This window comes from Candidatus Peribacteria bacterium, from assembly GCA_023038255.1.
Lineage (GTDB): Bacteria > Patescibacteriota > Gracilibacteria > Peribacterales > Peribacteraceae > CALREJ01.
Window position 1 is genome coordinate 1,092,154 of sequence record CP082927.1, and the last position, 12,499, is coordinate 1,104,652.

Sequence of the window (12,499 nt, forward strand, 5' to 3'; positions counted from 1 at the left end):
AGAGTGTACTATACTACACACGTGACTGATGACACTCCCACACTGGATTATTTTCCGGACGATGCAGTGAACAAGGCATTGATTGCACTGGATACCGCTATAGACAAAAAGGCCAGTCAGGAAGAACTACTGAACTGTGTCCGTACAGTCGCGGATCATATTAATAAAAAAGCAGAACATCAGCGCGCTGCACTGCGTGCATTGCTGGCAGAAAGAGTGGCGTGGATTACGGGGGCGCAGAGCGGGAAAAAGCCAGATGCTGCCTGAGTCTCCGCTTTACAGAGAACTCATTTCGGCTATCGTCTGCGCTACGCGCGGAGAGGTGGCCGAGTGGTCGAAGGCGCACGACTCGAAATCGTGTAGGCCTCAAAAGGGTCTCGAGAGTTCGAATCTCTCCCTCTCCGCCAGCCTTCGCCAAGGCTTCGGCTGGCCTCCGGCCAGACTCTTTTCCGAAAGCTATTTGTACATCAAACTGAACAAAATCACCCTTTCATCAATAGAAAACACATCCAATAACACCATAAAGAAAGAAATCTCACTACATGGACCGGTGTGTTTTTTGGGAGGATTTTTCCTGCGGATGTTTGGTGGGCTGTATTTCTCTTCATACAGCCAAAAAAGTGCACACAAACACGGGTATCGTAAAAGATGACCCCACGACAAATTGTAGCGTCGTCCATTGAACATTTCAGTGCTATTCCTACGTGAAATTCAAATTCTCGCTTGCATAATGCACTCTAGGGTGAATAGAATTCACCTCGCATTATTTCTTTCCTCTTTTTTTATGAGTTACGTTGTAGCTTCAAAAGTTAAAGAGCTGGTTAACGGCAAGGGCATGATGTCCTCCGGTGACCTCGCAGAACACCTCAGCAAGCACATTGAAATGTGGCTGGGTATGGGCGTCAAAGCTGCCCAGGCTAACGACCGCAAGACGGTTCGTGGTTCAGACATGCTCGCTTTCACGCCGGGCAAAATGGCCCTCATCGTGGCTAGCAAGGTTAAGGAATACATCAATGGCAAGAACATGATGTCTTCCGGCGATCTCGCTGAGCACGTGAGCGCTCTCGCTGAGTGGCTTCTTTCCGAGGCTATCAAGCGCGCAGCAGCTAACGGCCGCAAGACCGTTCGTGGCGAAGATCTCTAAGCGATCTTTTTCTCGGAATTGATAAAAGCCTTCTGTAACGGGGAGGCTTTTTTCTTTGGAGAACTCTAGAAGCTGAAAGCCAAAAGCTACCCGCCTTCGCTCTTCCAGAGCTACGGACAGGCATGTAAGCTGTCGTCCATGACCATCGCGGTAATTGGCACCGGCTACGTAGGACTCGTGTCTGCGGCATGCTTCGCAGAACTCGGACACACGGTGTATGGCATTGATATTGATGCCGCCAAAGTTGCAATGCTGCGCGACGGCAAAAGCCCGATCTACGAACCCGGACTGGAAGAACTCATCAAGCAGGGCCTCGCAAACGGACGCCTGATATTTGAAACAGATATCACACTCGCACTCCCACATGCAGAAGTGGTGTTCTCCGCAGTGGCCACTCCCCCGGGCGAAGGATTCAAAGCGGACCTGCGTGCGGTCTTTGCTGTTGCAGAAACAATCGCGCAGAAAGTGGATCACCCGATTGTGTTTGTGAATAAATCGACAGTACCGGTGGGGACCGGCGAGCTGTGTGAGGAGAAGATCAATGCAATCCTGAAAGAGCGCGGTATTACCTGGAGTATTCCTGTTGTGAGCAATCCTGAATTTTTACGTGAGGGAATGGCGGTGCCGGATACGATGATGCCTGAACGCATTGTCGTGGGAATCAATGGTGATACGCGCGCAAAAGAACTGATGGAAGAGCTGTATCGCCCCATCACCAGAGCCAATAAGCCGATCATTTTCATGAAGAGAGAGAGCGCGGAAATTGTGAAGTACGCAAGCAACGCCTTCCTCGCAACGAAGATCAGCTTCATCAATATGCTCACGGAGCTGACGGAAAAAACCGGCGGCAATATCCGCGATGTCGCAACGGGCATGGGCCTCGACAGCCGCATTGGTCCACGCTTTTTGCATGCGGGTATCGGCTACGGCGGCAGCTGCTTTCCGAAAGATGTAAAAGCACTGCTCGCCACCGGAAAAGAGTACGGCATCCCGATGCCGATTGTGGAAGCGACCGATGCCGTGAACCAGCATCAGCGCGAACGCTTCATTGCAAAGATTGTGTCGATGCTCCCGGCGCAGTCGAAAGTCGCCATCTGGGGACTCAGTTTCAAACCGAAGACCGACGACATGCGCGAAGCGCCGAGTATTGATGTCATCAATGCACTCATCAGCGCCGGACATACGGTAAGCGCTTTTGATCCCGTTGCCACCGAGCGCGCCAAGCCGCTGCTGCCATTCATTACCCACTACGCCGATACCTCGATGGATGCGGTCATGGAAGCTGACGCACTCGTGGTTTTGACCGAGTGGGACGAATTCCGCGGCACAGACCTGAAGCTCACCAAAGAACACATGAAGGGCAATCTCCTGTTTGACGGTCGCAATATTTATGAACCACGCGAGGTCACAGAGGCCGGGTTCATCTACCATGGAATTGGCCTTTAATCCTGTGACTTCTTTTTGAGGAGGGACATCATTTTAAGCCGTCCCTCTTGGGATTCTTGCTGAATAGTCTGCAATATAACAGGGGCTTGTTCTGCAAGAAATTGCTGCATAAGAGCTTCCAGCTGTTCTATGTTGGTAGAAAGAATAGCATCTGTCACTTGCGTAGAACGCAGTCGGATCAGCACATTCTGTAAATCCTTTTCGCTATAACGTGGTGGATTTTGCAACGTAGAGAGCAAGTTTTTAAGACCGGTGACAGACACGCAATTCACATATGCCTGCCAATCTTCTTGTCGCCTTTGTACATGTAGGAGGTAGTCTCGCTGTGAACCAGTTTCCATAAGGAGCGGATTTTAGATAAAAACCGCACAAGTGCAAGGAGAGTACTTGCCCCCAAAGCCTCCTTCACGCACACTGACTTCCGTATGAAGATTCTCGTGACAGGCGCCGCCGGCTTTATTGGCTTCCACACAATCATGAAACTGCTTGATCGCGGTGATGAAATTGTGGGACTCGATAACATGAACGCGTATTACGATCCGACCTTGAAAGAGAAGCGTCTGGAGATGCTCAAACAGCGCGACGGATTCACGTTTATCAAAGGTGATATTCTCGATAGAAAAACGGTGGCGGATGCCATGAAAGGCGTTGATCGCGTACTGCACCTCGCAGCGCTTGCGGGTGTCCGCTATGCGTTCGATCATCCGGATGAATACATTGATATCAACATCACCGGGTTCTTCCACATTCTGGATGAAGTACGAAAGCAGAACATTCCGGGACTGATTTATGCATCTTCCAGTTCCGTCTACGGCGGCAACGGCAAACTGCCCGCCGCGGAAGATGACCGCACAGATGATCAGCTCTCGCTCTACGGTCAGAACAAGAAAGATAACGAGCTGATGGCGCACACCTACCACAGACTGTACGGAACAAAATCGACAGGCCTCCGCTTCTTCACGGTCTACGGTCCGTGGGGTCGTCCGGATATGGCACTCTTCCTGTTCACCGATGCGCTTCTGAAAGACAGGCCACTCCAGATTTTCGGGGAAGGCAAAATGCAGCGCGACTTCACGTACGTGGAAGACATAGCCAATGGCATCATTGCATCCATTGATAAGAACTACGATGACGAGATCTTCAACCTCGGCTGCGGCCGCAAAGAAGAACTGATGGAATACATCCGCATGGTGGAAGTGACCTGTGGCAAAGAAGCTAAAAAAGACTATCTCCCTATGCAGCCGGGTGACGTGCGCGCCAGTCTGGCAGATATCAGCAAAGCGCAGAAAATGCTCGGATTTGAGCCGCAAACCCAGATTAAAGACGGCGTGCCCCGGTTTGTGAACTGGTATAGGGAATACTACGGAATATAGAGAAACGCCTATTCTCGTGAAATGAGGAGTAGGAGCATTGCAAATTTAACAAAAATATGTTATTATAATACCAACATACATACTTACCCCCACACCTATGTCCAAAGGACATTCTCACAAGAGCCGTTACGCTCACCTTGTTAGTGCCTTTGCAGCATCTGCATTCGCGCTTCTGATCACTCTCAGCGCACAGCTGCAGACTGCCAGCACCGCCACAGCAAGCGCTGTGACCGGCGCCGTCACTCTGACCAACTATCAGACGACAAAGTGTCCGTACAAGCCGACTGATCGCGGTTACCGCACCAAGATTAAGTCCTGCTCCACACGCGGCGCTATCCGTTCCGCTCGCTAAACGAGACGTTCAAACAACCACGGCTCTCTGCATCCGCAGGGGCCGTTTTTGTTATGTGGCATCAGCGGCGGACATACACAAAGGGCGGCTCCGCACTTACCTGCCGCCAGGCTGGATTGGTATCCAGATCACTGCACGCACTTACGCAGATAACAGCTCCTGCATCTGTCAGTCTTGATTCTGTGTAACGACCAACAGGCATGTGGCTTTCGTATTGCCACTCATGTCCGAAACTGCCCTGCAGCAGAAGTGGGCCACTTACCTGTTCACGGGAAAGCTGCTGCATAACACGACGCGCAGGACTCGGCTCCGGAAGCGGCTGGAACATAAGGACATATCCGGCTGTCACCACGGCCACGCCTGTTGCGATGATAAACGGAGACATCTTCCGGGCACGGACAAGCACAATCAGTCCCGCCATAGACAAAGGTACAAAGAGAATCGCGTAATAACTGAACCGTGCGAGAAACACGTACGCAAGGACAAGGCACAGACTCATACCAACCGGCCACAGACGCGCCCTGATGCTGCCAATGAGGCCACTGATACTCAGGAAAATACTGCCGCTCCACAGCCACAACATCATCAGTTCAAAGAGCGAATCGTTTATTGAAACACTGTCACCTCCATGCACAAGCAGGCTCGCGGGAACGAGCGGGTTCGTGAGGGTGTAGACCAGAAGCAGCGCAACTGGCAGAAAGAAATACGTGATCCTCCGGACCATCGGTTCCAGCTGCCGCCACAGAAGTGCCGCAACGACCGGCGCAATCAGTACAGCCTGATACGCCGTAAAGAGCGAGAGTAACCAAAAGAATCCGATCAGCCCGGCACGGTTTTTCGTATGATCATCCTGCAGATACCAGTACACAAACACCCACATCTGCAGAGCGGTGAGCGGCGCCATCATGATGCTGCCGGATTGCAGGAGAATGCCGGTACACAAAAGCCAGCACGCGCTGACGGCAATGTAAACCGAGGTCTTGCGGTCAGGAAGTAACCGCACGGCGAGCCAGACTGCCTGGACCAGAAGAGACGCAAAAACGAGGCGCCAGAAAAATTCCTGGAACACAAAACCGTCGAGCGTATGCAGAATGCCGCGTGCAAGTGGCGGGTGCGGATACGGAATATTCAGCAGATATTTGGCTTCATCGGTCCGGACATGCTGCGCATACTGGTACGACGCCAGACACAGGGCGTAGATCTCCAGAATGACAGCAGACATCAATCGGCGCATGGCACGGGAGACGAAGTGTTGTAGGAAAGATCCATACATTCAGACGTGTCCGTCCCGCGATTCACTGTGCGATGCAGGACACGGACGCGATCCGGAAAGACTTCATCGACAATCAGATCTGAGAGTAGCCAACCGTGTGTATCGGCAGCAGCCTGCATGGTTTTTTGAACCGATGACCGGACAGCAGCATCGGTATAGAGCAAGCGCAGACGCCAGACATGTGGCAAAAATGTGAGAAGGAGCACACAGGCAACAAGCAGGAAAAAGATCCACACGCGACGCATCAGTATCTGCCACACACGCTTGGCAGCGATTCTCAGGAGCTGGAGCACAAACTGCATCTCCACCCACATGTTCAATTTGCTCTCACCGTGTTTGCGGAAGGCAAAGTGGAGGGGAACCTCAGCGATAGTGCTGCCCGCAGGCAGACACGACAGCACTTCCAGCAGGATTTTGAAGCCGGTCGGCCGGAGGTGCGGTGCAATCAGATTGTACGATGCACGGTTGAGTGCGAAAAATCCGCTCATCGGATCGGACGAATGCACAGGCGGCAAAGATGATGCGAGCCAGGTTGCAGTCTTGCTAAGAAGCCGGCGGCCCGTCACCCAGTCCCCCACGCTACCGCCTTCAATGTACCGGGACGCAACCGCAATCGCGGCACCGTTCTGGACGGCGTCGTAGAGTTTTACAATCAGGTTGGGATCATGCTGCAAATCGGCATCCATCACCATCAGCACGTCCCCATGCGCCATCGCGAATCCTTCTGTTACTGCAGACGAGAGCCCTCTGCGCCCGATGCGGCGAAGCACGCGGATAGTCGGATACTGCGTTTTGAGCTCCTCCGCCACTCTCCATGTTTCGTCCGGCGAGTTGTCATCCACGACAATAATCTCATGCGGCATCTGGAGCACGCCCTTCAGCACCGCCATCAATTCAGGCAGGTTTTTGGATTCGTTGAAGGTGGGGAGAATGAGGGAAAGCATGACATGGGGAGAATAGCGGAAAATAGGGGTAAGACGAACGGGTTATGGGTTATTGGTTATGGGTTATGGGAAAAAAAGTGGTGAAAACTTTTTTAAGCTAGAAGCTAGAAGCTAAAAGCTATAAGCTGCCGCCAATGAAGATTCTCGTAACCGGCTCCTCCGGCACCATCGGCACCCGTCTTTGTGAGAAACTCCTTGCAGCAGGTCATACTGTTGTAGGAGCAGATTGGGAACCCTGTCAGTGGAAAGAAGAAGTAGAAGCACTGCGTATTGATATTGATCTGCGGCATGCGGAGGAATTCGGGAAGCTCCCGACGGATGTGGAGCTCATCATTCATCTGGCGGCCAATGCACGCGTCTACGAACTTGTGGAACACCCGGAGCGCGCGATGGATAACTTCCAGGATACCTTCAACGTCCTCGAATTCGCCCGCAAGAACGGCATCAAAAAACTGATGTTCGCATCATCGCGCGAGACCTACGGCAATATTCACCTGCCGGAAGGACAGAAATACTCAGAAGACAAAGCACACTTCATGACCTGCGAAAGCCCCTATACCGCAAGCAAAATCGGCGGTGAGGCATTATTTGAAGCCTACAAGCGCTGCTACAAAATGGAGACCATCATCTGGAGATTTTCGAATGTCTACGGCATGTACGACAACTCCGTCCGCGTCGTCCCTCTCTACTTCCGCCAGGCCAAGAACAACGAACCGATGAAAGTCTTCGGCCGCGACAAGTGTCTGGACTTCACGTACATCGACGACTGTGTGGGCGGCATTATGCTCGGCATTGAAAAGTGGGAGACCGCCAAGAACGACACCTACAACCTCGCATACGGTCAGGGCACCACCATTCTGCACCTCGCGGAGCGCATGAAGGAACTGCTCGGAAGCACCTCCACACTCGACATTGGTGAAGCCAGAACGGGCGAAGTAACACACTATATTGCGGATATCACAAAGGCCCAGACAAAACTGGGATACAATCCGCAGACGCCGTTTGATAGAGGGATTGAAAAAGCGGTGGAGTGGTATAAGGCCAACACCTGATTGCATTTCCCACGGAGAAAGCGCACTCTGCCAAACCGCTCTTTGACAGTACGCGGCAGGTATTCCGTTGTCTTTCATGGTGGAAGATAACGGCAGTGTCTGCACACAAAAAAGGATGAAATCATGCTACCTCAGTGGATGCGACGCTTGTGGCGTCAAATGCTGATTGAAACCGGCAACACGTATGTATCGAATTCAGGGCAGCTCACCAAGCGACATGGCTATCTGGAAATGGGTGGCGAGAGAAGGTTCATGACCCTTTCGCTCAATGCTGCAGCGAATGTGGACTACTCCCTGGCAGAAATCACAGCGATGACCATTCAGTGTGCCTGGTGCAAAAAGCCGATTTTCATTGGAGAGCCGGTCACGCTCTACGGACACAAGCAAAGCAGCAAAGCACTTGCTGCCCATGTGGTGGTGTACAGCGATATCCCCCTGCAGGTAGTGGGATGCCTGCGTATGGCCTGTGCCGAAACAGGCGCCGATTACCAGGGAGTATGGCAGCCCGATCCGCAACATCCAGGGAAAGGTCACGTCGTTCGCATTCAAAGCCCCATCGAAATGCTGATGGCCAATCCCGAGGTGGAATGCATCATCGTCTAGACATCACCCTTTCCCGTGTGCCGCAACCGCCAACAGCAGATGATTCATTTCATCTGCTGTTTGCTTTATATAAATGTAAAAGATGAATCCGTAAGTGATTTGATAGAAAAGAAAAAAAACATACAATTGCAAGCATGATTGAACTTCAAGATCACTTTGGGATATTTGATAACAAACGCAGCAGTGTGACGCGGAATGCTTTTAATCCAGATGCTCTTGGACGAAGATATATCGAACAAACGACGGATCTCAGTGGAGAAACACACAATGCAGTGGAAGCTATCATTCCTGATCTTTTGGGAAAAAATGACAAAAAAGAACAGGAAGAAGGCAGTAAATCAGAGATTTGAGGGTTAATTGACAAAAAACAATAATAACATAGAATATAATAATGCAAACCCCTAACAACACCGTTTTTCACGACAATGTTCAGGTGGAATGGGACCCAAGCGTTCCGGAGAAACTTTCTTTATGGATTCAGCGTGATGCAGGAAAAATGGAAAGAGTCCTGGTGCCGGCACAAAATGACGTGATACGTGCTGATGCATTTCAGTGGAGCGAGGCAAACACGATGGAGTATGAGATCTTCCAGAGACGAAAGGGGCTACTTTCTTTCATGCAAAAAATACCGGAGGAGCTTGTGGAGGGACCAAACAACACGGAGCTTGTGGAAATTCCCGGGAGCAGGAACACCGCTTTTGTAGTCATTAATCAAAAGGGAGATTCTATTGAGGGTCTTTCTGCTGTCACGGGGCAGGATGTGCAAAACGCAGAGAAAATCGCCAACAATATTTTTATTGTGCGGGGCGTCAAACTGGTACGAGACAGAACGCGTGAAAAAATTGCGGAGATAAACGTGCCTTTAGAAGGAGCACTGCTTACTCCTGCAAAAGTGCGACAGCGCTATGACGCAGGATATGAACGTATTACACAATATGTCCCCTCACATATCCGACGCGATCAGGATCCGGATATGGCTCTGCTGAGTGATTTGAAATCATTCCGCAAGGACGCCGTTCGCTGGGCAGAAATGGATGGCGAGGCTATCCGTGCATCTGAAGGCGGCCAAATGGGCATGGCATGGCTCATCGCTATCCCCTCGGATCATCGGGTAATGAATGAACAAAGCGAGTTACTCAGCGTCCCCCTTCATCATGCTATTCATCAGTTACGCATACGGCCCGAGGACATCACAGAGGAATGGGCGGGCATTGGGCTGCTGCATGAACTATCGCATCTTCGTGATTTTGTACTGAAGATAGAGCCGAATAATCCCAATCGTGAACAATATATCTCGGGTGAGGATCGTGCGTATTCAGCAGAAATCTGTGGCGCTGATCTGCTCTCGGAATACAGGGCTGCACCAGCAGTCCTCCGTTTATTGGACGAATTGAATATCCGGACACTGCAGGATTTTGCCCTCAACGTTGAGACATATTTACCGACCATCCACAAAGAACTTGATCCATATATCACTGCAGAAAATCCAAAAAGTGAAAAGGAACTTGGGATACGCGCTGCGTTCTGGCTCTTTTACAGCGCCAAACAGTTCATCAAAAAAGTGGAGGCAGACCCCAAAGAACAATCCCGTCTTTTCCGTGGTTTTATTGAGGCAGTCTATGTATCACAAGGTCATCTTTCCCCCGCATAATATGCAGCCCAACTCGCCTCCTTCACCAGAAAAAATCGACGTCCTGATTGACCTGACTGCAGAGCATTTGTTCATAGATCCGCTGAATGATTCAGAGCAAGTAAAAGCAGAAAGAATGCAATTACAAAGAGTGCTGATGGCACACATCAATAAGGTTGGGCAGCAGCAGAAATTCATGATGCTCTGGTTGCTGCAAATGATGGAGGGCAGTGAGCTGCGGCAGCAGGTGCTCGATACAATACTTCCCCACTGCGCCCAGACCATGAAGGCGGGTAATGAACCGCGCGTAAAACTTGCAGCGGCACAATTGCTGTATGAATCCAAAGAGTTAACTGAAGCAGGAGAGCTGCAGACATTATCGGAAGCGGAAGCTATTCTGCATAAAAATCCCGATGCACTCGCAAAAGACGGATCGTTGCGCAGCCTGGTCTATTGGGCAATTTGTGTCTTTTCCCATAACAGAGATGACATCCATACCGTATTAGACAGTCTGAAAAACAGTAACCGCAATACGCAGATTCTCCTGGCAACAGGAGCGATCAATAATCTCCCCTGCGCAGATATCTGCTCGATTGTTGAGGAGCAAAAAGACCATCTTTTGGATGAAGGGGTGAGAAGCAGGATAAGCGCAGAATTTTGCGGACGCGGCATCAGAAGATTGGCACCCTTTGTGACTGTTGACGAGACGGAGACAGAACATACCTCTGAGGCTGCAGAAAATGAAACAATGCGTGCAGCTGAAGCGATAGACTCACTGATGGCTGTGCTGGTAACCATGCCGGATGCTGCCAAGCAATTGGCGGGGGCAAAATTACACCTCGCACTGCTCCACAGAAGAAACGGCGACCTTGCAGAGGCATTGGAACTCATTCAGGAGGCAAGAGCAGTGTGCCCCACTGATGAAAAGTATGCCGATTTGCTCAATGATATAGATCTCACTGCACAAAATATTGTTGAGGATATGCGTACAGTTGAAGGCGGAGATCACACGGACGATAAGTAATGTGCTACGCCGGATGATTGGTTATTCCTGAGATTTCTTCTCCTCATGGTAAACCATATCCAGATTCACCTCCCACAGGTTTGAGTGATCGGTTTTGCCGGCAATAATGTTATCCACCGCCATCATGGCAGTCAGCATACTGTGATCCTGGTTGTTGTAACGGTGCATGCCATTGCGGCCGATAAGGAAGAAGTTCGGCATGGTTGCCACATACTCACGGACGACATGGAGCTGGGTGTAACTGCCAATGTAGGCCGGATAGGCTTTCGGCATGCGGAGCACGCAGGCATCGACCACGTCTTCTTTTTTGAGGAATCCGATCTTCTCCATTTCAGAAATCCCCAGGTCGATCATCTCCTGGTCCGGCTTGATCCACAGATCCCCGCCTTCGTTCACAAAATACTCAAGGCCGATCCAGATATGATTCTTGCGGTCTGCGACCATGTACGGACTCCAGTTATTGAAAATCTGTACGCGCCCGACACGAACTCCGCCTTCCTGAATATAGATCCAGTTATCGGGAACATCGGCAGCCGGTTTTTCTTTTCCTTCCTGCACATGCAGCTTATTCAGAAGTAATCCGACAGTGAGGAAATCACGATAGCTGAGACCCTCTGCCACTTCTACAACCGATGCAGGCGGACGCGGACGCATCATGCCGATCAGGTGCTTGATGGGCATGGTGGAGAAGAAATAGTCACAATGGATCTCCTCGGTTTTTCCGGTCTTGGCATCTTCCAGCGTCACAGATACCACCTTCCCGTCTTCATGCCGCACGCCAACCACGCGGGTCTGCATCCGCACCTCGGCTCCGCAGCCCCTGATCTGTTCCGTCACCGTCTCCCACATCTGTCCGGGGCCGAACTTCGGATAGAAAAAACGGGTGATAAGACTGGTCTCGCGCTCCTCCTGCTTTTTCTTGAAATCACTGGAAAGCAAATCTTTGATCGCATGAGCAATGGCTCGTTTCAGACTTAACCCCTTCACGCGCTGCGCTCCCCAGTCGGCACGGATCTGGCTGCAGGGCACGCCCCAGACTTTTTCTGTATAGGCCTCAAAGAATGTTTTATACAGACGATCGCCAAAGCGATTCTTATAAAACGCATCCAAGTACGTTTCATTTTTGATGGGAAACACCTGCCGTTTGATATAACTCATCCCGATCAGAAAGGTATTCCAGAGCCCCAGGCGACGGGCTACAAGCAGCGTGATGCCAATGGGATACGGAAAGAAATGCTTGCGGTAGAAAATGCGGCTCAGGCGCGGACGCTGGAGCATCACCTGATCCTCTTTTTCCGGATCTGGCGCGGGAATGGTTTTCTTCTGATGAGTGCACAGATATTCCACAACCGCCTCCGAGATGTAGTCGATCTCATGTCCTTTTTCGATCGTGTCGGCAGACGGTGCGCCCTGGAGCGGCAGGATATTGAACCACCAGTCCATGACACGTTTTTCCTTGCTGAAGAACCGGTGTCCGCCGATGTCGATGCGGTTTCCTTTGTAATTATAGGTCTGGGCGATCCCGCCGATGGCATCGGTCGCCTCGCACACAATCACGTTGATGTCTGTGCGGTTCAGCAGTTCGTACGCGGCGGTTAAACCTGCGGGACCTGCGCCGGCGATGATCGCGATTTTTGGCATAGAGCTAGCTAAAAGCC

14 protein-coding genes and 1 tRNA gene are annotated in these 12,499 nt (G+C 51.1%); 11 read left to right on the plus strand and 4 right to left on the minus strand.

Translation table 11 applies throughout. The features are described 5' to 3' along the window. The first annotated feature begins 21 nt into the window (after positions 1–21). The 4 genes from K8942_05400 (at position 22) to K8942_05415 (ending at position 2,590) form a co-directional block, all read left to right on the plus strand. Positions 22–267: a hypothetical protein gene (locus K8942_05400; protein UPA22455.1), complete on the plus strand. Its 246-nt coding sequence runs from the start codon at positions 22–24 to the stop codon at positions 265–267. 49 nt (positions 268–316) lie between these two features. After that, positions 317–407 (plus strand) — tRNA-Ser (locus tag K8942_05405). Between the two features lie 377 nt (positions 408–784). Further along, positions 785–1,144, plus strand: coding sequence for a hypothetical protein (locus tag K8942_05410; GenBank protein UPA23152.1), 360 nt, complete (start codon positions 785–787; stop codon positions 1,142–1,144). A 138-nt stretch (positions 1,145–1,282) separates the two neighbouring features. Then, on the plus strand, positions 1,283–2,590 hold the full coding sequence (locus K8942_05415) for a UDP-glucose/GDP-mannose dehydrogenase family protein (protein ID UPA22456.1): 1,308 nt from the start codon (positions 1,283–1,285) through the stop codon (positions 2,588–2,590). Here the strand turns inward: K8942_05415 and K8942_05420 are convergent. Continuing rightward, entirely contained in the window at positions 2,587–2,931 is a 345-nt protein-coding gene (locus K8942_05420; GenBank protein UPA22457.1) for a hypothetical protein, read from the minus strand. The genes K8942_05415 and K8942_05420 overlap by 4 nt on opposite strands. Before the next feature lie 84 nt (positions 2,932–3,015). Here K8942_05420 and K8942_05425 point away from each other — a divergent pair, with 84 nt between their 5' ends. Together K8942_05425 and K8942_05430 are read left to right on the plus strand one after the other, a co-directional pair. Further along, positions 3,016–3,963, plus strand: coding sequence for an SDR family NAD(P)-dependent oxidoreductase (locus K8942_05425; GenBank protein UPA22458.1), 948 nt, complete (start codon positions 3,016–3,018; stop codon positions 3,961–3,963). Between the two features lie 97 nt (positions 3,964–4,060). Then, complete coding sequence (locus K8942_05430; GenBank protein UPA22459.1) at positions 4,061–4,315, plus strand: hypothetical protein; 255 nt, start codon at positions 4,061–4,063, stop codon at positions 4,313–4,315. A gap of 61 nt (positions 4,316–4,376) precedes the next feature. On the opposite strand, the gene K8942_05435 is transcribed toward K8942_05430, so the two are convergent. Together K8942_05435 and K8942_05440 are read right to left on the minus strand one after the other, a co-directional pair. After that, positions 4,377–5,549 carry a hypothetical protein gene (locus K8942_05435; protein UPA22460.1) on the minus strand — a complete coding sequence of 391 codons (1,173 nt, stop codon included), beginning with the start codon at positions 5,547–5,549 and terminating at the stop codon, positions 4,377–4,379. Continuing rightward, positions 5,537–6,532, minus strand: a complete 996-nt coding sequence (locus tag K8942_05440; protein ID UPA22461.1) for a polyprenol monophosphomannose synthase — start codon at positions 6,530–6,532, stop codon at positions 5,537–5,539. The genes K8942_05435 and K8942_05440 overlap by 13 nt, the downstream gene beginning before the upstream one ends. A 134-nt stretch (positions 6,533–6,666) precedes the next feature. Between K8942_05440 and K8942_05445 the strand changes: the two genes are divergently transcribed. The 5 genes from K8942_05445 (at position 6,667) to K8942_05465 (ending at position 10,841) form a co-directional block, all read left to right on the plus strand. After that, positions 6,667–7,584, plus strand: coding sequence for an NAD-dependent epimerase/dehydratase family protein (locus K8942_05445; GenBank protein ID UPA22462.1), 918 nt, complete (start codon positions 6,667–6,669; stop codon positions 7,582–7,584). A 138-nt stretch (positions 7,585–7,722) separates the two neighbouring features. Further along, the gene (locus K8942_05450; GenBank protein UPA22463.1) at positions 7,723–8,187 is read left to right on the plus strand and encodes a hypothetical protein; all 465 of its coding nucleotides are present in this window, start codon (positions 7,723–7,725) and stop codon (positions 8,185–8,187) included. Positions 8,188–8,321: 134 nt separating this feature from the next. Then, positions 8,322–8,537: a hypothetical protein gene (locus K8942_05455; GenBank protein ID UPA22464.1), complete on the plus strand. Its 216-nt coding sequence runs from the start codon at positions 8,322–8,324 to the stop codon at positions 8,535–8,537. A gap of 41 nt (positions 8,538–8,578) precedes the next feature. Further along, a complete protein-coding gene (locus tag K8942_05460; protein ID UPA22465.1) occupies positions 8,579–9,838 on the plus strand; it encodes a hypothetical protein in 1,260 nt (419 codons plus the stop codon). A 1-nt stretch (position 9,839) separates the two neighbouring features. Continuing rightward, positions 9,840–10,841 carry a hypothetical protein gene (locus tag K8942_05465; protein ID UPA22466.1) on the plus strand — a complete coding sequence of 334 codons (1,002 nt, stop codon included), beginning with the start codon at positions 9,840–9,842 and terminating at the stop codon, positions 10,839–10,841. Between the two features lie 21 nt (positions 10,842–10,862). Here the strand turns inward: K8942_05465 and K8942_05470 are convergent, their stop codons facing one another. Beyond that, complete coding sequence (locus tag K8942_05470; GenBank protein UPA22467.1) at positions 10,863–12,482, minus strand: NAD(P)/FAD-dependent oxidoreductase; 1,620 nt, start codon at positions 12,480–12,482, stop codon at positions 10,863–10,865. Between the last annotated feature and the right edge of the window lie 17 nt (positions 12,483–12,499).